The 23,371-nt window shown below is 65.3% G+C and carries 22 protein-coding genes; 14 read left to right on the top strand and 8 right to left on the bottom strand.

Annotation, left to right across the window (positions count from 1 at the left end; all coding sequences use genetic code 11):
* Nucleotides 1-25 precede the first annotated feature (25 nt).
* A complete protein-coding gene (gene ftsZ / locus LJF27_RS13270; RefSeq protein WP_003094113.1) occupies nucleotides 26-1,210 on the top strand; it encodes a cell division protein FtsZ in 1,185 nt (394 codons plus the stop codon).
* Between the two features lie 112 nt (nucleotides 1,211-1,322).
* Nucleotides 1,323-2,234, top strand: a complete 912-nt coding sequence (gene lpxC / locus LJF27_RS13265) for a UDP-3-O-acyl-N-acetylglucosamine deacetylase (protein WP_003094111.1) — start codon at nucleotides 1,323-1,325, stop codon at nucleotides 2,232-2,234.
* A 60-nt stretch (nucleotides 2,235-2,294) separates the two neighbouring features.
* Here lpxC and LJF27_RS13260 read toward each other — a convergent pair whose 3' ends face one another.
* A complete protein-coding gene (locus tag LJF27_RS13260) occupies nucleotides 2,295-2,756 on the bottom strand; it encodes a DciA family protein (RefSeq protein ID WP_023103496.1) in 462 nt (153 codons plus the stop codon).
* Between the two features lie 80 nt (nucleotides 2,757-2,836).
* On the opposite strand from LJF27_RS13260, the gene LJF27_RS13255 reads away from it, so the two are divergent.
* The 5 genes from LJF27_RS13255 to LJF27_RS13235 all read left to right on the top strand — a co-directional run bounded on the left by LJF27_RS13255 (nucleotide 2,837) and on the right by LJF27_RS13235 (nucleotide 9,765).
* Complete coding sequence (locus LJF27_RS13255; RefSeq protein WP_003094103.1) at nucleotides 2,837-3,760, top strand: M23 family metallopeptidase; 924 nt, start codon at nucleotides 2,837-2,839, stop codon at nucleotides 3,758-3,760.
* Nucleotides 3,761-3,893: 133 nt separating this feature from the next.
* Entirely contained in the window at nucleotides 3,894-6,644 is a 2,751-nt protein-coding gene (secA, locus tag LJF27_RS13250) for a preprotein translocase subunit SecA (RefSeq protein WP_003112752.1), read from the top strand.
* 146 nt (nucleotides 6,645-6,790) lie between these two features.
* Nucleotides 6,791-8,008, top strand: a complete 1,218-nt coding sequence (gene argJ, locus LJF27_RS13245) for a bifunctional glutamate N-acetyltransferase/amino-acid acetyltransferase ArgJ (protein ID WP_003116204.1) — start codon at nucleotides 6,791-6,793, stop codon at nucleotides 8,006-8,008.
* A gap of 120 nt (nucleotides 8,009-8,128) precedes the next feature.
* Nucleotides 8,129-8,764 (top strand): glutathione S-transferase family protein, encoded by a 636-nt coding sequence (locus LJF27_RS13240; RefSeq protein ID WP_003116203.1) that lies wholly within the window; start codon nucleotides 8,129-8,131, stop codon nucleotides 8,762-8,764.
* A 53-nt stretch (nucleotides 8,765-8,817) separates the two neighbouring features.
* Nucleotides 8,818-9,765, top strand: a complete 948-nt coding sequence (locus LJF27_RS13235; protein ID WP_003094090.1) for a Nudix family hydrolase — start codon at nucleotides 8,818-8,820, stop codon at nucleotides 9,763-9,765.
* Between the two features lie 70 nt (nucleotides 9,766-9,835).
* On the opposite strand, the gene LJF27_RS13230 is transcribed toward LJF27_RS13235, so the two are convergent.
* Genes LJF27_RS13230 through LJF27_RS13215 form a run of 4 tightly spaced genes read right to left on the bottom strand, consistent with a single transcriptional unit; the run spans nucleotide 9,836 to nucleotide 14,614 of the window.
* Entirely contained in the window at nucleotides 9,836-10,414 is a 579-nt protein-coding gene (locus LJF27_RS13230) for a cob(I)yrinic acid a,c-diamide adenosyltransferase (protein WP_003106516.1), read from the bottom strand.
* 4 nt (nucleotides 10,415-10,418) lie between these two features.
* Nucleotides 10,419-12,515: a sensor histidine kinase gene (locus tag LJF27_RS13225; protein ID WP_003106517.1), complete on the bottom strand. Its 2,097-nt coding sequence runs from the start codon at nucleotides 12,513-12,515 to the stop codon at nucleotides 10,419-10,421.
* A gap of 50 nt (nucleotides 12,516-12,565) precedes the next feature.
* A complete protein-coding gene (locus tag LJF27_RS13220) occupies nucleotides 12,566-13,477 on the bottom strand; it encodes a putative 2-dehydropantoate 2-reductase (protein ID WP_003106518.1) in 912 nt (303 codons plus the stop codon).
* A gap of 36 nt (nucleotides 13,478-13,513) precedes the next feature.
* The gene (locus LJF27_RS13215; protein ID WP_003106524.1) at nucleotides 13,514-14,614 is read right to left on the bottom strand and encodes a GGDEF domain-containing response regulator; all 1,101 of its coding nucleotides are present in this window, start codon (nucleotides 14,612-14,614) and stop codon (nucleotides 13,514-13,516) included.
* A 103-nt stretch (nucleotides 14,615-14,717) separates the two neighbouring features.
* Between LJF27_RS13215 and LJF27_RS13210 the strand changes: the two genes are divergently transcribed.
* A complete protein-coding gene (locus tag LJF27_RS13210) occupies nucleotides 14,718-15,197 on the top strand; it encodes a YajQ family cyclic di-GMP-binding protein (RefSeq protein ID WP_003106526.1) in 480 nt (159 codons plus the stop codon).
* Nucleotides 15,198-15,429: 232 nt separating this feature from the next.
* Complete coding sequence (locus LJF27_RS13205; protein WP_003094078.1) at nucleotides 15,430-16,266, top strand: mechanosensitive ion channel family protein; 837 nt, start codon at nucleotides 15,430-15,432, stop codon at nucleotides 16,264-16,266.
* Between the two features lie 55 nt (nucleotides 16,267-16,321).
* Here the strand turns inward: LJF27_RS13205 and ampG are convergent, their stop codons facing one another.
* Nucleotides 16,322-18,106 carry an MFS transporter AmpG gene (gene ampG / locus LJF27_RS13200; RefSeq protein ID WP_003116200.1) on the bottom strand — a complete coding sequence of 595 codons (1,785 nt, stop codon included), beginning with the start codon at nucleotides 18,104-18,106 and terminating at the stop codon, nucleotides 16,322-16,324.
* A 42-nt stretch (nucleotides 18,107-18,148) separates the two neighbouring features.
* Entirely contained in the window at nucleotides 18,149-18,532 is a 384-nt protein-coding gene (locus tag LJF27_RS13195) for an MGMT family protein (RefSeq protein ID WP_003112757.1), read from the bottom strand.
* Between LJF27_RS13195 and LJF27_RS13190 the strand changes: the two genes are divergently transcribed.
* Nucleotides 18,531-19,532 (top strand): DUF481 domain-containing protein, encoded by a 1,002-nt coding sequence (locus LJF27_RS13190; protein ID WP_003120893.1) that lies wholly within the window; start codon nucleotides 18,531-18,533, stop codon nucleotides 19,530-19,532. The two genes, LJF27_RS13195 and LJF27_RS13190, sit on opposite strands and share 2 nt — an antisense overlap.
* A 114-nt stretch (nucleotides 19,533-19,646) precedes the next feature.
* Entirely contained in the window at nucleotides 19,647-20,654 is a 1,008-nt protein-coding gene (locus LJF27_RS13185; RefSeq protein ID WP_003120892.1) for a DUF481 domain-containing protein, read from the top strand.
* Nucleotides 20,655-20,712: 58 nt separating this feature from the next.
* On the opposite strand, the gene LJF27_RS13180 is transcribed toward LJF27_RS13185, so the two are convergent.
* Entirely contained in the window at nucleotides 20,713-21,471 is a 759-nt protein-coding gene (locus tag LJF27_RS13180; protein ID WP_003094072.1) for an SDR family oxidoreductase, read from the bottom strand.
* A gap of 108 nt (nucleotides 21,472-21,579) precedes the next feature.
* Between LJF27_RS13180 and LJF27_RS13175 the strand changes: the two genes are divergently transcribed.
* From LJF27_RS13175 to LJF27_RS13165, 3 genes are all read left to right on the top strand, one after another.
* Complete coding sequence (locus LJF27_RS13175) at nucleotides 21,580-22,314, top strand: HugZ family protein (RefSeq protein WP_003112758.1); 735 nt, start codon at nucleotides 21,580-21,582, stop codon at nucleotides 22,312-22,314.
* A gap of 68 nt (nucleotides 22,315-22,382) precedes the next feature.
* Nucleotides 22,383-22,850 carry an FxsA family protein gene (locus LJF27_RS13170; RefSeq protein ID WP_003094066.1) on the top strand — a complete coding sequence of 156 codons (468 nt, stop codon included), beginning with the start codon at nucleotides 22,383-22,385 and terminating at the stop codon, nucleotides 22,848-22,850.
* Nucleotides 22,851-23,047: 197 nt separating this feature from the next.
* Nucleotides 23,048-23,341 (top strand): co-chaperone GroES, encoded by a 294-nt coding sequence (locus tag LJF27_RS13165; RefSeq protein WP_003094064.1) that lies wholly within the window; start codon nucleotides 23,048-23,050, stop codon nucleotides 23,339-23,341.
* The last annotated feature ends 30 nt before the right edge of the window (nucleotides 23,342-23,371 follow it).

The following is a 23,371-nucleotide window of genomic DNA, read 5'->3' as shown; positions in this document are numbered from 1 at the left end:
AAACTAGAAAGGAAGGAGAGGGGAAATGTTTGAACTGGTCGATAACATCGCACAAACCGCCGTCATAAAAGTGATCGGTGTAGGTGGTGGTGGCGGCAACGCCGTCAATCACATGGCCAAGAACAACGTCGAGGGCGTCGAGTTCATCTGCGCCAACACCGACGCACAAGCGCTGAAGAACATCGCGGCGCGCACCGTTCTGCAACTCGGCCCGGGCGTCACCAAGGGGCTGGGTGCCGGCGCCAATCCGGAAGTCGGTCGTCAGGCGGCTCTGGAAGATCGCGAGCGCATTTCCGAAGTGCTGGAAGGCGCCGACATGGTCTTCATCACCACCGGCATGGGTGGCGGCACCGGTACCGGCGCCGCGCCGATCATCGCCGAAGTGGCGAAGGAAATGGGCATCCTCACCGTCGCGGTGGTGACCCGCCCGTTCCCGTTCGAAGGTCGCAAGCGCATGCAGATCGCCGACGAGGGCATCCGCGCGCTGGCCGAGAGCGTCGATTCGCTGATCACCATCCCGAACGAGAAGCTGCTGACCATCCTCGGCAAGGACGCCAGCCTGCTGGCCGCCTTCGCCAAGGCCGATGACGTGCTGGCCGGTGCCGTGCGCGGTATCTCCGACATCATCAAGCGTCCGGGCATGATCAACGTCGACTTCGCCGACGTGAAGACCGTCATGAGCGAAATGGGCATGGCGATGATGGGTACCGGCTGCGCCAGCGGTCCGAACCGTGCCCGCGAGGCCACCGAGGCGGCAATCCGCAACCCGCTGCTGGAAGACGTCAACCTGCAGGGCGCGCGCGGCATCCTGGTGAACATCACCGCGGGTCCGGACCTGTCCCTGGGCGAGTACTCCGATGTCGGCAACATCATCGAACAGTTCGCTTCCGAGCACGCCACTGTGAAGGTGGGCACCGTGATCGACGCGGACATGCGCGATGAGCTGCACGTCACCGTAGTCGCCACCGGCCTGGGCGCGCGCCTGGAGAAACCGGTGAAGGTCGTCGACAACACCGTGCAGGGCAGTGCAGCCCAGGCAGCCGCTCCGGCCCAGCGCGAGCAGCAGTCGGTGAACTACCGCGACCTCGACCGTCCTACCGTGATGCGCAACCAGTCTCACGGCAGCGCGGCGACCGCGGCCAAGCTGAACCCGCAGGATGACCTGGATTACCTGGATATCCCGGCGTTCCTGCGTCGTCAGGCCGATTGAAGTAATTAATCAGGAGTAGAGATGTGATTGGTGTTCAGCAAAGGCCGGTTCTGCTATCATCGCCGGCCATTGTTGAAAACAGTTCGCAGTCAGCGCTTAAGCGGCCAAAGCCATGATCAAACAACGCACCTTGAAGAACATCATCCGGGCTACTGGCGTCGGTCTGCACTCGGGGGAAAAGGTTTACCTGACCCTGAAACCGGCGCCGGTGGACACCGGTATCGTGTTCTGCCGCACCGACCTGGATCCGGTCGTGGAAATCCCGGCCCGGGCCGAGAACGTCGGCGAAACCACCATGTCGACCACCCTGGTCAAGGGTGACGTCAAAGTGGATACGGTGGAGCACCTGCTCTCGGCCATGGCCGGCCTGGGTATCGACAACGCCTACGTCGAGCTGTCCGCTTCGGAAGTGCCGATCATGGATGGCAGCGCTGGTCCGTTCGTATTCCTGATCCAGTCCGCCGGATTGCAAGAGCAGGAAGCTGCCAAGAAGTTCATCCGCATCAAGCGCGAAGTCAGCGTGGAAGAGGGCGACAAGCGCGCCGTCTTCGTTCCGTTCGACGGCTTCAAGGTCAGCTTCGAGATCGATTTCGATCATCCGGTCTTCCGTGGTCGCACCCAGCAGGCCTCGGTCGATTTCTCCAGTACTTCCTTCGTCAAGGAGGTCAGCCGCGCCCGTACCTTCGGGTTCATGCGCGACATCGAGTACCTGCGTTCGCAGAACCTGGCACTCGGCGGTAGCGTGGAGAACGCGATCGTGGTCGACGAGAACCGCGTGCTCAACGAAGACGGCCTGCGTTACGAGGACGAGTTCGTCAAGCACAAGATCCTGGATGCCATCGGCGACCTGTATCTGCTCGGCAACAGTCTTATCGGCGAGTTCCGTGGCTTCAAGTCCGGCCATGCCCTGAACAACCAACTGCTGCGTACGTTGATCGCAGACAAGGATGCTTGGGAAGTGGTGACCTTCGAAGACGCGCGTACCGCGCCTATTTCCTATATGCGCCCGGCGGCGGCAGTGTAGGAAAACTCTCCTTTCCATATTTGGAGGCCACCTCAGGGTGGCCTCTTTTTATTTCGGGATTTATTCTTGCCGGCTTTTCTCGGCGCGGCTTGCCAACCGCTCGAGCGCTTCCCGCAGGCGTGGATTGCCGACGATCTCGGCGGATTCGCGAAGGTTTTCCGCCGCGACGGCAGACAGGTTCAAGCTGCGACGTGCCGCACGTTGTGTGGACGTGGTGGGTTGCACCTTGAAAAGGATTTTCGCTAAGTTCGCGAATTCTTCGAAAGCCTGCAGCTGCCGCTGCAGGCGCCGCTGCTGATAGCGCAGGCGTGTGGCCCAGTGGCCATCGGTGACGATCAGCAGCAGGCAACCGCCGCGCCACGAAGCCACATGGCAGTACGGGCGCGCCGCCGGTTGCAACTGGCTTTCCAGCAGTTGCTGCAGGCGGCAGATGCGCTGGGCTTCGGCGAACAGCATCTGCAGCGGCCTGGCCTGGCGCAGCAACTGGGTCGATGCCTGGGCGGGCAAGGGACGAAAAGACATGGCGGGAAGCCTGGGGGTTACTGAGTCGGAATGGTAGCAGAAAGCGTTTCGCTACTGCCGGCCCGTATGAAGGATAAGTCATGCACATCATTTTTCTGAGCCGGCACCATGGGGCCGCTCGCTCCGTCCATCTGCAGCCGCGGTTGCTGATGCTGGCCGGGGCCTGCGTGGTCGGTGCCAGCCTGTTGGCCGGGGGCTTCATGGGCGCCTGGCTGTTCCGCGCGCCGGCTCCGGTGGCCGGCATCGAAGTCGATGCCGCGCTGCAGGCGCAGAGCGCCGAGATCAGCAGCGCCCGCGAGGACGCGCAGCGGCAGATGGACGCACTGAGCGTGCATCTCGGCGAACTGCAGGCGCGCCTGGTTCGGCTGGATGCCCTCGGCGAACGTCTCACCGAGCTGGCCGACGTCGACCCCGACGAGTTCGACTTCTCCCTGAGCGTCGGCCAGGGTGGCGTCGACGAACCGCTGGAGGGCAGCGCCTATGCCCCGCCGTCGTTCATGGCGACGCTAGACGAACTGGCGGCACGCCTGGATACCCGCGAGCAGCAGCTCGAGGTGCTGGAGCAACTGCTCGCCGACAAGCACATCAGCCAGTCGACCTACCTGGCCGGCCAGCCGGTGCGCCAGGGCTACATCTCCTCGCCGTTCGGGCGCCGGGTCAATCCGGTGAGCGGCCGCCTGAGCATGCACAAGGGCATCGACTTCGCCGCGCCGGCCGGCAGCGACGTGGTGGCCGTGGCGGCGGGGGTGGTGACCTGGTCCGGGCGCAAGAACGGCTATGGCAACGTGGTCGAGGTCGGGCACGCCGATGGCTACACCACGTTGTATGCCCATAACCAGAAGAACCTGGTCGAGGTCGGTGACCTGGTCAAGCGCGGCCAGGTGCTGGCCAAGGTCGGCAGCACCGGACGCTCCACCGGCTACCACGTACATTTCGAAGTGATGAAGGATGGCCGGGTAATGAATCCGCAAAGCTTCATCGCACGCGCGTCTGTTTCCGAGTGAGCGACGCGCATTGATCTGCTGTACTTTTCTCATACCCGTTTCCGGGTAGAATGTTCCCTTTCATGCCGTTGATCGGCACGGGCCGCCGGATGGGTGAGCCTTCCATTCCCCACGTGTGGATGACCAAGTCGATATGTTTGCGCCTTTGTTGAAGAAACTCTTTGGAAGCAAGAACGAGCGTGATGTAAAGCGCATGGCCAAGGCTGTACAGGCCATCAATGCGCTCGAGCCCCAGATGGTGGCGCTCTCCGACGAGCAGTTGAAGGCGAAAACGGCTGAATTCCAGCAGCGCTACGCCAAGGGCGAAACGCTCGACCAATTGCTGCCCGAAGCCTTCGCCGTGGTTCGCGAGGCTGGCAAGCGGGTGATGGGCATGCGCCACTTCGATGTCCAGCTGATCGGTGGCATGACCCTGCACGACGGCAAGATCGCCGAAATGCGTACCGGCGAGGGCAAGACCCTGGTGGGCACCCTGCCGGTCTACCTCAACGCGCTGTCCGGCAAGGGCGTGCACGTGGTCACGGTGAACGACTACCTGGCGCGCCGCGACGCCAACTGGATGCGCCCGCTGTACGAGTTCCTCGGCCTCAGCGTCGGCGTGGTCACTCCCTTCCAGCCGCCGGAAGACAAGCGCGCCGCCTACGCCGCCGACATCACCTACGGCACCAACAACGAATTCGGCTTCGATTACCTGCGCGACAACATGGCCTTCAGCCTGGACGACAAGTTCCAGCGCGAGCTGAACTTCGCCGTGGTCGACGAAGTGGACTCGATCCTCATCGACGAGGCGCGTACCCCGCTGATCATCTCCGGCCAGGCCGAAGACAGCTCCGAGCTGTACATCAAGATCAACAAGCTGATCCCGCGTCTCAAGCGCCAGGTCGAAGAGGTCGAGGGCAAGCCGACCGAGGAAGGCCACTACAGCATCGACGAGAAGACCCGCCAGGTCGAACTCAACGAGCAGGGCCACCAGTTCATCGAGGACCTGCTGAGCCAGAACGGCCTGCTCGGCGAAGGCGAGAGCCTCTACTCGGCGCACAACCTGAGCCTGCTGACCCACGTTTACGCAGCGCTGCGCGCGCACACCCTGTTCCACCGCAACGTCGAGTACATCGTCCAGGGCGACCAGATCCTCCTGATCGACGAGCACACCGGCCGCACCATGCCTGGCCGTCGCCTGTCCGAGGGCCTGCACCAGGCCATCGAGGCGAAGGAAGGCCTGCCGATCCAGGCCGAGAGCCAGACCCTGGCCTCCACCACCTTCCAGAACTATTTCCGCCTGTACAACAAGCTGGCCGGCATGACCGGCACCGCCGATACCGAGGCCTTCGAGTTCCGCCAGATCTACGGTCTCGACGTGGTGGTGATCCCGACCCACCGGCCGATCGCGCGCAAGGACTTCAACGACCTGGTCTACCTGACCCAGGAAGAGAAGTACGCGGCGATCATCACCGACATCAAGCAGTGCCAGGCCCTCGGCCGGCCGATCCTGGTCGGCACCGCGTCGATCGAGAGTTCCGAGTACGTTTCCAAGCTGTTGCAAGAGGCAGGCATCGAGCACAAGGTGCTCAACGCCAAGTACCACGAGAAGGAAGCCGAGATCATCGCCCAGGCTGGCGCGCCCGGCTCGGTGACCATCGCCACCAACATGGCCGGCCGCGGTACCGACATCCTCCTCGGCGGCAACTGGGAAGTCGAAGTCGCGGCCCTGGAGAACCCCACCGAGGAGCAGATCGCCCAGATCAAGGCCGAATGGCAGAAGCGCCACCAGCAGGTGATCGAGGCGGGCGGCCTGCACGTGATCGCCTCCGAGCGCCACGAATCCCGCCGGATCGACAACCAGTTGCGCGGCCGTGCCGGTCGTCAGGGCGACCCGGGTTCCAGCCGCTTCTACCTGTCGCTGGAAGACAACCTGATGCGGATCTTCGCCTCCGACCGGGTGAAGAACTTCATGAAGGCGCTGGGCATGCAGTCCGGCGAGGCGATCGAGCACCGCATGGTGACCAACGCCATCGAGAAGGCCCAGCGCAAGGTCGAAGGGCGCAACTTCGACATCCGCAAGCAACTGCTGGAATTCGATGACGTAGCCAACGAGCAGCGCAAGGTGATCTACCACATGCGCAATACCCTGCTGTCGGCAGAGGACGTGGGCGAGACCATCAAGGAATTCCGCGAGGAAACCCTCAGCGCCACCATCAACCAGCACATTCCGCCGCAGTCGCTGCCCGAGCAGTGGGACATCGAAGGCCTGGAGGCTGCGCTGTACAGCGACTTCGCCGTGCGCCTGCCGATCCAGCAGTGGCTGGACGAAGACGACAAGCTGTACGAGGAAACCCTGCGTAGCAAGATCCTCGAGCAGATCGTCGCCGCCTACTACGAGAAGGAAGAGCTGGCCGGCGCCGAAGCCCTGCGCGCCTTCGAGAAGCAGATGCTGCTGCGGGTGCTGGACGACCTGTGGAAGGACCACCTGTCGACCATGGACCACCTGCGGCACGGCATCCACCTGCGTGGCTACGCGCAGAAGAATCCGAAGCAGGAATACAAGCGCGAGTCCTTCACCCTGTTCCAGGAGCTGCTGGACTCGATCAAGCGCGACACCATCCGCGTGCTGTCCCACGTCCAGGTCCGTCGCGAAGACCCGGCCGAAGAGGAGGCCCGCCTGCGTCGCGAGGCGGAGGAACTGGCCAAGCGCATGCAGTTCCAGCACGCCGAGGCTCCCTCGATGGAGCAGGCCGTGGCCGGCGAGGAAGAAGAGCTTCCCGAGGGCCCGGCTCCGGTCGTGCCGCTCGAGCCTGTGCGCAACGAGCAGAAGATCGGCCGCAACGAGCCTTGCCCGTGCGGTTCCGGCAAGAAATACAAGCACTGCCACGGGCAGCTGGACTAAGCTTCCCGCCTGGTTCACCAACGCCGCGACCGGTCCTGCCGCTCGCGGCGTTTGTTCGAATTGGCGCCAGCCCGGCGCCGATGCGTTTTCCGTCACGCCGTCGCGGACGGCATCGAGTCCACTGTTTGGTAAAGGAGCGCGTTCCCATGGCTGTCGGTCTTGGCCCCCTGTCCACCCTGCACCCGGTCCCCGGTTTCGAACTCGGCATCGCTTCCGCCGGCATCAAGCGACCGGGGCGCAAAGACGTGGTGGTCATGCGCTGCGCCGAAGGCTCCAGCGTGGCCGGGGTGTTCACCCTGAACGCGTTCTGTGCCGCGCCGGTGACCCTGGCCAAACAGCGTTTCCTCGGTGAGGTGCGCTACCTGCTGACCAATACCGGCAACGCCAACGCCGGTACCGGCGAGGCCGGCCTCGCCGCCGCTGCGCAAACCTGCGCCAAGCTCGCCGAACTGGCCGGGGTCGCCGAGACTTCGGTGCTGCCATATTCCACCGGGGTGATCGGCGAGCCCCTGCCGGTGGCCAAGATCGAGGCGGCGTTGCCTGCGGCCCTGGCCGACCTGGCCGAGGACCACTGGGCCGAAGCTGCCGCGGGGATCATGACCACCGATACCCTGCCCAAGGGCGCCAGCCGCCAGTTCGTGCACGATGGCGTGACCGTGACCGTCACCGGGATCAGCAAGGGCGCCGGGATGATCAAGCCGAACATGGCGACCATGCTCGGTTATATCGCCACCGACGCCAAGGTCGCCCAGGGCGTGCTGCAGGATCTGTTGCGCGACGCCGCCAACAAGTCCTTCAACCGCATCACCATCGACGGCGATACCTCCACCAACGACTGCTGCATGCTGATCGCCACCGGTCGCGCGGCGCTGCCGGAAGTCACCCAGGCCAGCGGCGCGCTGTTCGCCGCGTTGAAGCAAGCGGTACTGGAGGTTTCCATGGAGCTGGCCCAGGCCATCGTTCGCGACGGCGAGGGCGCGACCAAGTTCGTCACTGTTCAGGTCAACGGCGGCGCCACCCACCAGGAGTGCCTGGATGTCGGCTATGCCGTGGCCCACTCGCCGCTGATCAAGACCGCGCTGTTCGCCTCCGACCCGAACTGGGGACGCATTCTCGCCGCGGTCGGACGTGCCGGCGTGGCCAATCTGGACGTGAGCAAGATCGACGTGTTCCTTGGCGACGTCTGTATCGCCAGCCGTGGCGGCCGGGCGGCCAGTTACACCGAGGAACAGGGCGCGGCGGTGATGGCCCAGGCCGAGATCGGCATCCGCATCGAACTGGGACGCGGCACCTGCAGCGAGACCATCTGGACCACCGACCTGTCCCACGAATACGTGAAGATCAACGCAGAGTACCGCACCTGAAGCCAGGCATTCCGATCCTTCATCGATGGATGAAAATCGGGAATTTGCCATCGGTCCGTGCGCCTCTTAAGTTCTCTGGTGCATGGCCGTCCGCGTCGGGCGGCCGAAGAGGAGAGGCGCATGGCCCTGACCATCGTGATTGGCAATCGCAATGACTCGTCCTGGTCGCTGCGGGGCTGGCTGGCCCTGCGCATGAGCGGGGCGGCGTTCGACGAGATCCTCGTCCCGCTGGGGCGGCCCGATACCCGGGAGCGGATCCTGCAATATTCGCCGACCGGCAAGGTGCCCTTGCTGAAAAGCGAGGATGGCGACATCTGGGATTCCCTGGCCATCGCCGAGTACCTCGCCGAGCGCTTCCCCGAGGCCCACCTGTGGCCGCGCGGCGAGGCGGCGCGGGCGCTGGCCCGTTCGGTTTGCGCGGAAATGCACAGCGGTTTCGCCGCGTTGCGCGGCGAGCTGCCGATGGACCTGCGGCGCCAGCAGCCATTGGTGGAATTGTCCGAGGCGACACGACAGGATATTCAACGTATCTGCGAAGCCTGGGCGGATTGCCGGCGGCGCTTCGGCCAGGACGGTCCGTTCCTGTTCGGCCACGCCAGCCTGGCGGATGCGTTCTACGCACCGGTGGCGGCGCGTTTCCGCAGTTATGCGGTGGAGTTGCCGGATATCGCCCGGACCTATGTCGAGACGATTTATCAGTGGCCTGCGTTCCGCGCCTGGTACGACGCGGCATTGCGCGAGCAGGCCGGTAGTTGATGGCCGTCCGCCGCTTCCGGCGGTGCGTGACGGCAGTAGCGAGGAGATGATCCGTGAAACGAGTACATGTCGCCGCGGCCGTGATTCGTGGCTCCGATGGCCGGGTGCTGATCGCCCGGCGGCCGGAAGACAAGCACCAGGGCGGCCTGTGGGAGTTTCCCGGGGGCAAGGTGGAGGACGGCGAGCCGGTGCGCGCGGCGTTGGCCCGTGAGCTGGAAGAGGAACTGGGCATCCGTGTCGAGCGGGCCCGGCCGCTGATCCAGGTCCGGCACGACTATGCCGACAAGCACGTCCTGCTCGATGTCTGGGAGGTCGACGGGTTTTCCGGCGAAGCCCACGGCGCCGAGGGCCAACCGCTGGCCTGGGTGGAGCCGCGCGAGCTGGCCGACTACGAGTTCCCCGCCGCCAACGCGCCGATCGTCCAGGCCGCGCGCCTGCCGGCGCACTACCTGATCACCCCGGACGGATTGGAGCCGGGCGAGCTGATCAGCGGCGTACGCAAGGCGGTGGAGGCGGGCATCCGCCTGATCCAGTTGCGCGCGCCGAACATGTTCAGTCCCGAATACCGCGATCTCGCCATCGATATCCAGGGACTCTGCGCCGGCAAGGCGCAACTGATGCTGAAAGGCCCGCTGGAGTGGCTGGGCGACTTCCCGGCTGCCGGTTGGCACCTGACCTCCGCTCAACTGCGCAAATACGCCAGCGCCGGTCGGCCGTTCCCCGAAGGGCGCCTGCTGGCCGCCTCCTGCCACGACGCGGATGAACTGGCCCTGGCTGCCTCGATGGGAGTGGAGTTCGTCACTCTTTCGCCGGTACAGCCGACCGAGAGCCATCCCGGCGAGCCGGCGCTGGGTTGGGACAAGGCCGCCGAACTGATCGCCGGCTTCAACCAGCCGGTCTACCTGCTGGGTGGCCTCGGTCCGCAGCAAGCCGAGCAGGCTTGGGAGCATGGAGCCCAAGGCGTGGCGGGTATCCGTGCGTTCTGGCCGGGCGGCCTTTGACGGTGGAATGAAGAAAAAAGGAGGCTTCGGCCTCCTTTTTTTCGTCTCGATGCCGAGCCCTCGCTCGCCGTCAGTCCGGTTTTGCCGCCGCCTCCCAGAGAATCTCCGCCACGCCCTGGCGCCGGGCGATGGCGCGGGCGGCGACGAACAGCAGGTCGGAGAGCCGGTTCAGGTAGCACAGGCCGACGCCCTCCAGCGTTTCCTCCTGGTCCAGCGCCTGGCAGCGCCGTTCGGCACTGCGCGCCAGGCTGCGGCAGACATGGGCCTGGGCGACCAGGCGGGAACCGCCGGGGAGGATGAAATTCTTCAGCGGGCCCAGCTCGTCGTTCCAGCGGTCGATGCAGCTTTCCAGGCGTGCCACTTCCGTCTCGTCCAGGGCCCGATACTCCGGCATCGCCAGCTCCCCGCCGAGGTCGAACAGGCGGTGTTGCACCGGCGCCAGCGCCTGGACGATCTCCTCCAGGCCGGGATGTGCGCCACGCGCTTCCAGCAGCTCGGCAAGGAGCAGGCCCAACTGGCTGTTCAATTCGTCCACCGCGCCGATCGCCTCGATGCGTGGATGGCTCTTGGGCACCCGGCGTCCGCCGGCCAGGCCGGTCTCGCCGCGGTCGCCGGTACGGGTGTAGATCTTCGACAATCGATTGCCCATGGATTCAACCTTCCTCTTCGTCGCCCCGCCGCAGGCTGCTACCGGGTTGCGGCAGAGCGGGCGGCAGGGCCTTGGCTTGTGCGGGGGCGACCGCTTCGGAGCTTTCCAGCGGCAGGCGGATGCTGAAGCAGGTGCCGCGGCCCAGTTCCGAGCGTACTTCCATCTGGCCCTTGTGATTGTTGGTGATGATGAAATACGAGACGGACAGGCCGAGACCGGTGCCCTGGCCGACTTCCTTGGTGGTGAAGAACGGCTCGAAGATACGCTTGCGCACCAGTTCGGGCATGCCGCTGCCGTTGTCTTCCACCTGGACTTCCGCCCAGGGCGGCGTCAGGCGCGTGCGCAGGACGATCCGGCCCTGTTCGCCTTCCTCTTCGTCGTCGCGCTGGTGGATGGCCTGGGCGGCGTTCTTCAGCAGGTTGAGCAGGACCTGCTCGACCTCGTTGGCGATCACCGGCACCGGGCCGAGGTTGGGGTCGAACTCGTGGACGATCTGCAACGACTTGAAGTCGAAGCCTTCGGCCAGGTCGAAGTCGTTACCGGCGATTTCCACCGCCTGTTCGAGCAGTGCGGGCAGTTCGCAAGCGGTCATCTGCCGGTGGCTGCGGCGGCTGAAGGCGAGCATGTGGGTGACGATCTTCGCTGCCCGCGAGCCGGCGTGCTGGATGCCTTCCAGCAGGCGCGGGATGTCGCGGCCGTCGAGGTAGTGATTGATGTCTTCCAGCGGCACTCCGACCTCGGCCGCCAGCTCGACGTTCTTCGCCAGCTCCGGGGACAGGCGCCGCTTGATGTTCTGCACGTTGTGCAGGATCGCGCCGAGCGGGTTGTTGATCTCGTGGGCCATGCCGGCGGCGAGGCTGCCGACCGAGAGCATCTTCTCCGATTGCACCATCACTTCTTCCAGGCTCAGCCGCTGGGTGATGTCGTCGATGCGGATCACCGCGCCGCGGCCGGTGCCGCCCATCAGCGGGTAGAAGGTCAGGGCGTAGTGGCGTGGCGTGTCGATCAGCGCCCAGGTGACCCGTTCGACACGCTCCACGCTGTGCTTCTCGGCAGCCCGGGTGAGCTGCGGAAGGAACGGCTTGAGCGAGGGAAAGGCGAGGAACACCGGCTGGTTGACCGCATCGTCCAGGCTGGTGCCGGAAAGCTGGCTGGCCTCCTGGTTCCACTGCGTGACGTAGAGTTGCTCGTCCACCGCGATCAGCGCCGAAGGCATGGAGTCGATGATGCTGTTGAGGTAGTGCTGGAAACCGGTGAGCTTCTTCTCGATCTTGCTGCGCACCTGCACTTCCAGTTCCAGCTTGCGGTTCGAGCGGCGGGTTTCCTCGGCCAGGCTCTGGGCCTGCTCGACCGCTTCCTGGGCATCGTCGCGGGCGCGCTTGAGCTGCTGCTCGCGGGCCTCGATGCGGGTCAGCATGGTGTTGAACGCGTCGGCCAGGCGGCCGATCTCGTCGCCGTTGCCGCGCTGGGCGCGGAGGGCGTAGTTCTCCTCGCGGGTGACCTGCCGCGACAGTTCCTCGAGATCGCGGATCGGCCGGGTGATCAGGCGGCGTATCTGCTGCGCCACCAGCAGCCAGAGCAGCACGCTGACGCCGAGGATCGCCAGGCTGGCGGTGAGGGTTCCGGTGTAGAACGCGCTCGGCAGTTCACCGCTGGCCACCAGCAGCAGGTAGCCGGGGCGGGCGTTTTCCTGGGGCAGTTCGATCAGCGCGTTGAGGCGGTACTCGCCGCGCCTCCAGTGCTCCAGGCGGTCCAGGCGGGCCGGCAGCTTGAGGGTGTCGCCGCGTTGCAGGTCGGCCAGCATCAGCCCATTGCTGTCGTACAGGGCCGCGGCGCGCAACGGCTGGTAATCGTTGAGCTGGCGCAGCAGGACCTCGGCGGTCTGCGGCGAACTGAGTGCCGGCTGGCTGAGCGCCGGGTTGGCGATCAGCCGGCCGATGGTCTGCATCGCCTGGGGGGCGACGCTCTCCTGGGAAATCCAGTAGGCGGCGCTGATGAACGCCAGGTTGGCCACCAGCAGCACGGTAGCCAGCAGGATCAGCAGGGCGGCGAGCAGTTTCTGCCCTACGGGCAGGTTGTCGAGGCGCTGGCGCAGGTTCATGGGCTCTGGCGGTCCGCGGCGAAAAGGAATGGCGGGCAGGGTAACGCGCTTTAGCGGTCGGGCAAACCGCGCTGGCGCAGATGGGCCTGGAGGCGGGCGAGCAAGGTTCCCAGGCGCGGCAGCGGTAGTCCCAGGCGCTGCCCGTGCTGGCAGGCGTAGCCGAGCAGGTAGCCGATTTCCGTGCGCCGGCCGCGGGTGACGTCCTGATGCATCGAGGAATAGTTGGCCGCGGTGGCGTCGATCACCGCCCGGACATCCTCCAGCAGGCTCCTGGCGGCGGCGTCGTAGCCGCTGGCGTGGAGCAACTGGCCGAGCTCGTCGCAAAGCGCGGCGATCTCTTCCGGGTGCTGCCGCAGGCCGCCGTTGCGGCAATCGTGGAGGACGGTCAGCGGGTTGATCGCGCAGTTCAGGGCCAGCTTGCGCCACAGCCGTTCGAGGATGTCGTCGCTCCAGCTGTGCGGGATCCCGGCCTGGGACAGCTGCGTCAGCCAGGCGGGGGCGTTTGTGTCGCGCGGATCGCCGAGCCAGGTGTGCCCCCGGCCGGCGAAGACCACGCGGAAATCGCCATCGCGGAACGCGCCTTCGGTGCTGGAGGCGAACAGGCAGCGGCTGCGCGGCAGGCGGGCGGCGACCGCCTGCTGGCTGCCCAGGCCGTTCTGCAGCAACAGCAGTTCGGCGTTGCCGGCCAGGCGATGGGCCACGCTGGAGGCGGCTTCCTCCGCGTCGTAGGCCTTGCAGGCCAGCAGCAGGCGCTGGATGGGTTGCCCGCCGTCCGGGGTTTCCGCGGCGATCGGGTAGAGGCTGGCCTGGCCGTCTTCCACCAGGCTCAGTCCGCCGGCCTGTTGGTAGCGGCGCAGGCGCTGGCGGTCGCGCAGGATCAGGCGGACGGGCAGGCCGGCGCGCCCGAGGCGCGCGGCCCAGAGGCTGCCGAGGCTACCGGCGCCGAGGATATGCCAGGTCATGGTGGCTACTGCGAATGGCTGACGATAGGGCGAAGTCTAGCGCAGTGCCGGTAGCCGGCAGGTTGCGATCCTGCCGCTGGCATAGGCATCGGGCAACAGGGCCTCGGTGCGCTGCAGCAGTTCGTCGATGCCCAGCGGCAATGCCCCGCTGTCGAGGCCGAGCATGGCGATGCCGGCTTTCAGGCTGATGAAGCCTTCGCTGGTCTTGAAGGCCTTCAGGTTGAGCCCGTCGTGCAGCCGCTTGAAGCTGCTCGACGAGCATTCGTGCAGGTCCTCCACCAGGGTGATCAGGGCGAAATGCTGCTCGTCCAGGCGCACCAGCACATCCAGCGGCCGGACCAGCTGTTGCAGGCGCCTGGCCACGCCGAGCAGCAGCTCGCGATGGAAGGCCTCGCCGTGCCGCTGGCGCAGGACCGGTGCCTCGGGCATGCCGACCAGCAGGTAGCACAACGCTCCACCGCGGGTTTCCACCTGGCGCAGGCTGTCGGCCAGCTTCTGTCGCAGGTAGCGGGGATTGCCGAGGCCGGTGAGGGTATCCACCAGGTTGCGTTCTTCCATCCGCGCGATGTTTTCGGTGAGCAGGCGGTTTTCCACCAGCAACCGTTGCAGGGTGTTGCACAGGCGGTCGGCTGCGTAGATGCGCGGCACCAGTTGCTCGTTCATCGCGGCCTTGCTGACGAAGTCGTCGACGCCGCGGTCGAAGGCCTCGCCGAGGACGTTCTCGCCTTCCTTGCCGGTGAGCAGGACGATGTAGGTGTAGTGGTTGATGCTTTCGTCCAGTTGGCGGACCCGGGCGGTCAGTTCCAGGCCGTCCATCTCCGGCATCAGCCAGTCGGCCAGGAGCACGCTGACCGGGCGTTGTTCGAGCTGCTGCAGGGCCTCGCTGGCGCTGCTGGCGAAGCGGATGTCCTGGTAGCCGGCCTGGCTGAGGGCGCGGCCGATCATGGCGCTGGAAAACTTGGCGTCGTCGACGACCAGGATGCTGAGATCGGGGTTGGGCATGAACGGACTCGAGAAGAGGATGGGCGCCGGTACGCTGCCGGCAAGGGCCCGGTTCGTCGCGGGAGGCCGGGTCCCGGCCGCGGTCGCGCGCGCCATCGGGAAGAAATCGTCGGTCTCCGCCACACCGGCGGGCATTCGCTCGCGAGGGCTCGGTTATAATGGGCGGGCATTTTTTACCGTCAAGCCAGGCGCGGTTCCGTCTGTGAACCCTGTCGCGCCGTCCATCTGGAGAGATGACATGCCTTCGTTCGACGTGGTGTCCGAACTGGACAAACACGAGTTGACCAACGCCGTGGACAACGCCATCAAGGAACTGGATCGCCGTTTCGACCTGAAAGGCAAATGCAGTTTCGAAGCCAAGGACAAGTCGGTGACCCTCACCGCCGAAGCCGATTTCATGCTCGAGCAGATGCTCGACATCCTGCGTTCCAACCTGGTCAAGCGCAAGGTCGACAGCCAGTGCATGGAGATCAAGGATGCCTACCCGTCGGGCAAGGTGGTCAAGCAGGACGTCAACTTCCGCGAGGGCATCGACAAGGATCTGGCGAAGAAGATCGTTGGTCTGATCAAGGAGCGCAAGCTCAAGGTCCAGGCCGCCATCCAGGGCGAGCAGGTGCGCGTCACCGGCAAGAAGCGTGACGATCTGCAGGAGGCCATCGCCCTGCTGCGCGGCGAATCGCTCGGCATGCCGTTGCAGTTCACCAACTTCCGCGATTGACGAGGTTTTTCGGAACCTCTCGCCATCCCGGGCATCGCAATAGGGAGTAGCGCCGCCGCGACCTCTCCCGCGTTGTCCGCCCCTGTCGGCGCAGCGTCGGTTCGTCCGCGCTGCGCCGATTCGTATCCAGGCCCGGAAACGTCGCCCCACGGCGTCCGGGCAGGAATCTGCAAGCCCGTCCCGTTTCCGTTGCGGAAGGGAGGGGTGTTTTTTCGAGAAATGGAGGTAATGCATGGAATTGAACTACGACCGACTGGTGCAGCAGACCGAGTCCTGGCTGCCGATCGTGCTGGAGTACAGCGGCAAGGTCGCCCTGGCGCTGCTGACCCTGGCGATCGGCTGGTGGCTGATCAACACCCTGACCGGCCGGGTCGGCGGCCTGCTCGCCAGGCGCAGCGTCGACCGCACCCTGCAAGGCTTCGTCGGCAGCCTGGTGAGCATCGTCCTGAAGATCCTGCTGGTGGTCAGCGTGGCTTCCATGATCGGCATCCAGACCACCAGCTTCGTCGCCGCCATCGGCGCCGCCGGCCTGGCCATCGGCCTGGCCCTGCAGGGCAGCCTGGCTAACTTCGCCGGCGGCGTGCTGATCCTGCTGTTCCGCCCGTTCAAGGTCGGCGACTGGATCGAGGCACAGGGCGTGGCCGGCACCGTGGATTCGATCCTGATCTTCCACACCGTGCTGCGTAGCGGCGACAACAAGCGGATCATCGTGCCCAACGGGGCGCTGTCCAACGGAACGGTGACCAACTACTCCGCCGAGCCGCTGCGCAAGGTGATCTTCGACGTCGGCATCGACTACGACGCCGATCTGAAGAATGCGCAGAACATTCTCCTGGCCATGGCCGACGATCCGCGGGTTCTGAAGGACCCGGCACCGGTGGCGGTGGTTTCCAATCTCGGCGAAAGCGCGATTACCCTGTCCCTGCGGGTCTGGGTGAAGAACGCCGACTACTGGGACGTGATGTTCATGTTCAACGAAAAGGCCCGCGACGCGCTGGGCAAGGAAGGTATCGGCATTCCCTTCCCGCAGCGGGTGGTCAAGGTTGTGCAGGGCGCGATGGCCGACTGAGGTCCGTGCGATCCACGAAAAAGGCCGGCGAATGCCGGCCTTTTTCATTCTCGCCTCAGTGCTGCTCGGCGTTCTGGTGTCCCGGCGCCGGCGTCTCGCTGGACGGCGCGCGGCGCAGCCACAACCAGCCGATCAGCAGCAGGGTGGGAATGCCCATCACCGCGGTGACGTAGAAGAAGTGCTCGTAGCCGAGGCTCTCGACCATGGTTCCGGAGTAGCCGCCGATGAAGCGCGGCAGCAGGAGCATGGTCGAGCTGAGCATGGCGTACTGGGTGGCGGAGAACTTCAGGTTGGTCAGGCTCGACAGGTAGGCGACGAAGGCCGAGGCGGCGAGGCCGCCGCTGAAGTTGTCGAGGGTGATGGTCATCACCAGCATCAGCACGTGCGGCTCGAGCGCCATCACCAGGCTGATCACGTTATGGCTGGGCAGGGCCTCGGCGTGCAGCGGGCCGAGCTGGGCGAGCATGGCGAACAGCAGGTTGGTGGCAGCCGAAGCGGCACCGCCGATGAACAGGATGGAGAGGATGCTGAAGCGGGCGATCAGCACCCCGCCGGCGGCGGCGCCGATCAGGGTCATGAGTACGCCGAAGACCTTGCTGACACTGGCGATGACTTCCTTGGAGAAGCCCATGTCGATGTAGAAGACCCCGGCCATCACCCCCATCACCGTGTCCGACAGGCGATAGGTGGAGATCAGGCCGAGCAGCAGCAGGGCCTGCCAGCGATAGCGCTGGACGAACTCGGTGATCGGCGTCAGCACCGGGGCCATCAGCAGGCGTCCGGGTGCCGACAGGCAGGACGCGGCGATCAGCAGGAACAGCGTGCCGCGCGGCCAGGCGCCGGAGTAGTAGGCGCGGCACATGGCGGTGACGGTGACGAGGAGGATGATCAGCACCATCACCGAGACCGCCTGGTGGACGAAATCGAACAGCGGCACTTCCTTGCCGCGCGCCGCCACCAGCAGCGGCCTGCGCACGGTGGCGAGCAGTTCGCGGACCGGGCGGATCTGCTGGCGTCCCCACGGCGACAGGCAGATCCCCATGAGCAGCGCGTAGAGGCCGGCGCGCGGCCAGGCGCGGTCGAGGAGGGCGGTGATCATCGCCGGCAGCGAGATCAGCAGGATCAGCAGCAGGAGCACCGAGAGCAGTTGGTGGTTGAAGTCGAAACGCGACGGGTTGACGTGGATCGGCACGTCCACCGCCGGCTCGCGGATCAGCAGGCTGGTGACCAGCCCAGGCAGGATCAGCAGGGCGAACAACGCATAGGTCAGGCCCCAGGCCGACTGGCTGTAGTTGAGGCTGGTGGAGCCGAACCATTCGGCGAGAATCAGCGCGCCGGCGCTGGCCAGCAGGATCGCTGCGCGGTAGCCGGTCATGTAGCAGGCAGCGAGGGCGGCCTGGCGGCTATCCTCGGCGATTTCCAGGCGGTAGGCGTCGATCGCGATGTCCTGGGTGGCGGAGGCGAACGCCACCAGCAGGGCCAGGCCGATCAGCCAGGGCAGGTGACTCTGCGGATTGCACAGGGCCATGCCGAGCAGTCCCAGGGCGATCAGCACCTGCGAGAACACCAGCCAGGAACGGCGCCGGCCGAGACGGCCGACGAAGGGCAGGCGCCACTGGTCGAGCATCGGCGACCAGACCCACTTGAAGGCGTACACCAGCCCCAGCCAACTGGCGAAACCGATGGTATCCCGCGCCACGCCGGCTTCGCGCAGCCACACCGACAGGGTGTTGAACACCAGCATGGTCGGCAGGCCGGCGGCGAAGCCGAGCAGCAGGAGGGCCAGGCTGGCGGGAGACTTGTAGGCGACCAGGGCCTCTCGCCAGGATTGCTGAGTCATGGGGTAACCGTTCCGCAAAAAATAACGCGCACTCTAACCGCTCTACTTCGCTGTAAGCCAGCCATGCCGACGTATGTCCACCCTGTCGTTGTGCAGGAGAACGCCTTCCTCGCGCAAGCGTGCGCGTTGTTCGCGACCGCCGGGACTGTCCGCCGGCAGGCTGATGCGACCGCCGGCGCCGAGAACCCGATGCCAGGGCAGGCGGGTATCCACCGGCAACTGGCTGAGCGTCCTGCCGACCCAGCGGGCGGCGCGGCCTAGGCCGGCCAGTTCGGCCAGTTGCCCGTAGCTGACCACCTGCCCCGGCGGCACCTGCGCCAGCACCAGGTACAGGGCCTCGCGGCGCGCCTGGGCACTTGCCGGGTCGCTGCCGGCCCATGCATGCTCATCGGTTTTCCCTTTCCTGTCCGCCTTGTGAACGCCCATGTCGCTCAGAGCCCTCTGTTCAATCGTCGTGATGCTCCTGGCCGGCCCCGCGCTGGCCGACACCGTATGGCTGGACAACGGCGACCGCCTGTCCGGCGAGATCGTGCTGATGGACGGCGGCAAGCTGGCGCTGAAGACCCGTTATGCCGGCCAGGTGCTGATCGATTGGAAGGATATCGACACCATCAGTTCCGACAAACCCCTGCTGATCAAGCAGCAGGGCGTATCCGGGCAGCGTAGCCGAACCCTGGAGGCGGCGGGCAAGGGCATGGTGCGGATCGTCGATGGCGGCAGCCATACCGTCCCGCTGGCCAGTATTCGCCAGATGGTGCCGCCGCGACCGCTGGTGGAGGACCTGGTCTGGGAGGGCAATCTCGACGTCAAGCTGGATAGCAAGCGCAACGACAGCGACAAGGACGAATGGAAGCTCAAGGGCGATACCCGGCTTCGCCACGGTGCCTGGCGCCACGTGCTGGCGGGGGAAGTGGAGCGGGAAAAGAAGGACGGGCGCAAGGTCGAGGACAACTGGGAGCTGGACTACGACCTCGATCGCTTCTTCGACGAACACTGGTTCTGGCGCGGCAGCTATTCGCAGAAGCACGATGCGATCGACAACCTGGAGCGCCAGAGCGCGCTGGGAACCGGCCCCGGCTACCAGTTCTGGGACGACGAACTCGGGCGTTTCGACCTGGTCGCCGAGATCAGTCGCTGGCAACTGGAGTGGCGCGATCAGCCGCGCGAGGATTTCACCTCCTATTCGCTGGAGTGGGACTACAAGCGGCTGCTCGCCGGCACCCGGCTGGAGCTGTACAGCAAGGGGACCGTGCTGGTTCCCGGCATCGAGCGGATCGACTACCTGCTCGACAGCGAATACGGCCTGCGCTATCGCCTGAACAGTTGGGCGCGTCTTTCGTTCCTCTATGAACTGGACCAGTTGCGCACCGAGGGGGGCACCCAGTCCGACCGGCATTACCTGATCGGGGTCGGCGTCGGCTGGTGACGCGGCTCACCTTTCGGTCGATCCGGCTGAACTTTACCGCCCGTGCCCCGGTCCTTGCTCTGCCGCCCGGCATTTGGATAATGCCGGCCTCTTCGAACCCAACTCAGTTGATTTGTGCTCATGTTGTCGAGAATCCTGCTGTGCCTCGCTGCCCTTGCAAGTTCCACCTCTGCCCTTGCCGATACGGTCTGGATGAAGAACGGTGACCGCCTTACCGGCAAGATCACCCTGTTCGACGGCGGCAAGCTGCTGCTGAAGACCGACTATGGCGGCGACATCACGCTCAAGTGGGACAAGATCTCCACCTTCGAGAGCGAGCAGAACCTGCTGGTCAAGCAGGATGCCGAGACTGGCGAGCACTCCAAGGGCATCAAGGCCGCCGGGCCGGGCCAGGTGACCCTGGTCAACGGCGAGCCGAAGACCGTGGAGCTGGCCAGCATCCAGCAGATGATGCCGCCCAAGCCGATCCTCCAGGACTGGGTATGGAACGGCAACGTCGATTTCTCGCTGGACCGCAAGCAGGCCGAGAACGATGTGTCCGACTACGACATCGATTTCAAGACCAACGCCCGCCACGGACTCTGGCGCCACAACGTGCAGGGCGAGTACAACCGCGAGAAGAAGAACGGCCAGGTCAGCACCGACAATTATTCCGGCCAGTACGCGCTGGACCGCTTCATCGACGACCACTGGTTCTGGCAGGGCCAGGTCGCCTACAAGCGCGACATGATCGAGGACCTGGCGAAGAAGCGTACCGTCGGTACCGGCCCCGGCTACCAGTTCTGGGACAACGAGCTGGGCGCGTTCTCCATCGCCACCCTGGTCAACCGCAACGACTACGAGTTCGCCGATGGCGAGAAGGAGCACTTCTATTCGTCGAGCTTCAAGTGGGACTACAACCGCTACCTGCTGGCCAAGCAGTTCGAGCTGTTCACCAACGGCGAGGTCAGCAAGCCGCTGCAATCCGGCCTGGACTACGAGCTGCAGACCGAGGCGGGGATCCGCTACAAGCTGACCAGCTGGGCTTCGCTGAGCATGAAGGCGGAATGGGACAAGTTCAGCGGCAACGACGGCAACGTCAACCAGCGCCGCTATACCTTCGGCCTCGGGGTCGGCTGGTAAGCCGGCCTGCACGAAAAAGCCCCGCGATAGCGGGGCTTTTTCCTTGCGGGGCCGGGGCCTACAGGCGCAGGCCGCCGTCCAGTTCGAGAACGCGGCCGGTGTAGTAGTCGTTCTCGAAGATGTAGGCCACCGAGTGGGCGATCTCCACCGGCTTGCCCATACGCTTGAGGGGGATGCCGGCGGTCATCTTCTCCAGCGCCTCGGGTTTCATCCCGGCGGTCATCTCGGTCTCGATGAAGCCCGGCGCCACGCCGGCCACGCGGATGCCGTAGCGCGCCAGTTCCTTCGCCCAGACCACGGTATCCGCGGCCACCCCGGCCTTGGCTGCCGAGTAGTTGGCCTGGCCCATGTTGCCGGCGCGGGAGATCGAGGAAATGTTGACGATCGCGCCTTCGTTCTTCAGCTCGATCATCTTCGCCGCCACTTCGCGGGTGCAGAGGAACACACCGGTGAGGTTGACGTCGATCACCGATTGCCATTGGGCCAGGCTCATCTTGCTCAACTGGCCGTCCTTGACCTTGATGGTCAGGCCGTCGCGGAGGATGCCGGCGTTGTTGACCAGGCCGTTGATCGCGCCGAAGTCGCTGGCGACCTGGGCCACCATGTGGGTAACCTGTTCCTCGTCCGCCACGTTGCACACGTAGGCGCGAGCGTCGCCGCCGGCGGCCTTGCAGGCAGCGACGGCTTCGTCGAGACGTTCGCGGTTGAGATCGACCAGGGCCAGCCTGGCGCCCTTGCCGGCGAGATATTCGCCCATTGCCCGGCCGAGCCCCTGGCAGCCGCCGGTGATGATGATGACCTTGTCTTTCAATTGCATTGCTTGGAACCCCACGAGCAGTTTCTGGAAGCGGACCTTGCCGGCACCTGCGAACGCACTTTGATATGCCCGTCCGTTTACGACGGATTCTATGCAAGGAGTCATAAATTGAGCGTTGAAGCTGCAAAGAATGCCCGAGAATTGCTGCTCAAGGAATACCGTGCGGTCCTTTCCACCCACTCGAAGAAATGGCCGGGCTTTCCTTTCGGCTCGGTGGTTCCCTATTGCCTGGATGCCGAAGGCCGGCCGCTGATCCTGATCAGCCGGATCGCCCAGCACACCCACAACCTGCAGGCGGACCCGCGCTGCTCGATGCTGGTAGGCGAGCGCGGCGCCGAGGATATCCAGGCTGTCGGCCGCCTCACCCTGCTGGCCGAGGCGCGGCAATTGGCGGAGGAGGAGGTCGCCGCGGCGGCCGAGCGTTACTACCGCTATTTCCCCGAGTCCGCCGACTACCATCGGGTCCACGATTTCGACTTCTGGGTGCTGCAGCCGGTCCAGTGGCGTTTCATCGGCGGTTTCGGCGCGATCCACTGGCTGGCCGCCGAGCGCGTGCCGCTGGCCAATCCGTTCGCCGGAGAAGCCGAGCGCGGCATGGTCGAGCACATGAACAGCGACCACGCCGCCGCCATCGCCCACTATGTGGAACTGGCCGGACTGCCGGCGCATGCCGCGGCGCAGCTGGCGGGAATTGATACAGAAGGTTTCCACCTGCGCATCGGCCAGGGCCTGCACTGGCTGCCGTTCCCCGCCGCCTGTGGCAACCCCGGGGCCGTGCGCCAGGCGCTGGTGCAATTGGCCAGGGCCGAGCGCTGGCCTACCGTCGAGCCGGAGCAGGGTTGAATTCTTCCCCGGCTGGCGCCAACTACTGGTGGTACCGGGGGCAAACGGGCCCCGCCAAGGACTCTGAAATGCGCGCTTTCCTCTTTCTGCTGTTGCTCTTCCCGCTGGTCGAGCTGGCCGTCCTGATCAAGGTCGGCAGTGTCATCGGGGTCGGCTGGACCCTGTTCCTGATCGTCGCCAGCGCCTTCATCGGTGCTGCATTGTTGCGCGTGGCCGGCGTGGCCACCGCCTGGCGCGCCCGCGAACGACTGGCCCGTGGCGAACTGCCGGAGCAGGAAATGCTCGAAGGCCTGTTGATCGCCGTCGGCGGCGGCCTGCTGATGCTGCCGGGTTTCATCAGCGACATCTTCGGCATCCTCTGCCTGATTCCTTTCACCCGTCGCCTGATGCTCGGCGGCCTGCGCCGCCGCGTCGAACAGCAGGCGCTGCGCCGGCGCGCCTTCGCCGACGACCTGAACGCCCGCTACGGACAGGGTCCGTCGCGGCCGAACGTCATCGAGGGCGAGTACGAGCGCCGCGACGATTCGCGCAACTGAAAAAAAAAATTTCACTGCATGCCCTTGAAATGGCTTGTGGCGACCTTATGTAACGGTCACCGCAAGGTCCCTGCCACAAGGGCAGGCTGTCTTACGCGGCTCGCGCGTCGAGTCGCAACCCGGCAACGCCGGCTTCAACAAAACCCGCCGGACTTCGATCCGGCCGTTGGAAACCACTGTTTGGGAGAGTTACGACTATGAAGCTTCGTCCTCTGCATGATCGCGTCGTTATCCGTCGCAGCGAGGAAGAGACCAAGACCGCAGGCGGCATCGTGCTGCCGGGTTCCGCCGCCGAGAAGCCGAACCGCGGTGAAGTGGTAGCCGTAGGTACCGGTCGTGTACTGGACAACGGCGAAGTGCGCGCTCTGGCAGTGAAGGTGGGCGACAAGGTGGTCTTCGGGCCTTACTCCGGCAGCAACGCCATCAAGGTCGATGGCGAGGAACTGCTGGTGATGGGCGAGTCCGAAATCCTCGCCGTCCTGGAAGACTGATCGGTCTCACCACTCCGTTTTCACCGAATT

It is taken from the genome of Pseudomonas sp. 203-8, from assembly GCF_020708595.1.
In the GTDB taxonomy this organism is placed as follows: Bacteria; Pseudomonadota; Gammaproteobacteria; order Pseudomonadales; family Pseudomonadaceae; genus Pseudomonas; species Pseudomonas aeruginosa.
The sequence above is the reverse complement of the archived record's forward strand: the minus strand, read 5'-3'. Positions and strand labels throughout refer to the sequence as shown.

Coding starts and splice junctions, on each gene's coding strand:
- LJF27_RS13255 (WP_003094103.1), top strand. CDS start 2,837: ATGCACATCATTTTTCTGAGCCGGCACCATGGGGCCGCTCGCTCCGTC.
- LJF27_RS13180 (WP_003094072.1), bottom strand. CDS start 21,471: ATGCAATTGAAAGACAAGGTCATCATCATCACCGGCGGCTGCCAGGGG.
- LJF27_RS13260 (WP_023103496.1), bottom strand. CDS start 2,756: ATGTCTTTTCGTCCCTTGCCCGCCCAGGCATCGACCCAGTTGCTGCGC.
- secA (WP_003112752.1), top strand. CDS start 3,894: ATGTTTGCGCCTTTGTTGAAGAAACTCTTTGGAAGCAAGAACGAGCGT.
- LJF27_RS13205 (WP_003094078.1), top strand. CDS start 15,430: ATGGAATTGAACTACGACCGACTGGTGCAGCAGACCGAGTCCTGGCTG.
- ampG (WP_003116200.1), bottom strand. CDS start 18,106: ATGACTCAGCAATCCTGGCGAGAGGCCCTGGTCGCCTACAAGTCTCCC.
- ftsZ (WP_003094113.1), top strand. CDS start 26: ATGTTTGAACTGGTCGATAACATCGCACAAACCGCCGTCATAAAAGTG.
- LJF27_RS13220 (WP_003106518.1), bottom strand. CDS start 13,477: ATGACCTGGCATATCCTCGGCGCCGGTAGCCTCGGCAGCCTCTGGGCC.
- LJF27_RS13195 (WP_003112757.1), bottom strand. CDS start 18,532: ATGGGCGTTCACAAGGCGGACAGGAAAGGGAAAACCGATGAGCATGCA.
- LJF27_RS13210 (WP_003106526.1), top strand. CDS start 14,718: ATGCCTTCGTTCGACGTGGTGTCCGAACTGGACAAACACGAGTTGACC.
- lpxC (WP_003094111.1), top strand. CDS start 1,323: ATGATCAAACAACGCACCTTGAAGAACATCATCCGGGCTACTGGCGTC.
- LJF27_RS13230 (WP_003106516.1), bottom strand. CDS start 10,414: ATGGGCAATCGATTGTCGAAGATCTACACCCGTACCGGCGACCGCGGC.
- argJ (WP_003116204.1), top strand. CDS start 6,791: ATGGCTGTCGGTCTTGGCCCCCTGTCCACCCTGCACCCGGTCCCCGGT.
- LJF27_RS13170 (WP_003094066.1), top strand. CDS start 22,383: ATGCGCGCTTTCCTCTTTCTGCTGTTGCTCTTCCCGCTGGTCGAGCTG.
- LJF27_RS13215 (WP_003106524.1), bottom strand. CDS start 14,614: ATGCCCGCCGGTGTGGCGGAGACCGACGATTTCTTCCCGATGGCGCGC.
- LJF27_RS13190 (WP_003120893.1), top strand. CDS start 18,531: ATGTCGCTCAGAGCCCTCTGTTCAATCGTCGTGATGCTCCTGGCCGGC.
- LJF27_RS13225 (WP_003106517.1), bottom strand. CDS start 12,515: ATGAACCTGCGCCAGCGCCTCGACAACCTGCCCGTAGGGCAGAAACTG.
- LJF27_RS13240 (WP_003116203.1), top strand. CDS start 8,129: ATGGCCCTGACCATCGTGATTGGCAATCGCAATGACTCGTCCTGGTCG.
- LJF27_RS13165 (WP_003094064.1), top strand. CDS start 23,048: ATGAAGCTTCGTCCTCTGCATGATCGCGTCGTTATCCGTCGCAGCGAG.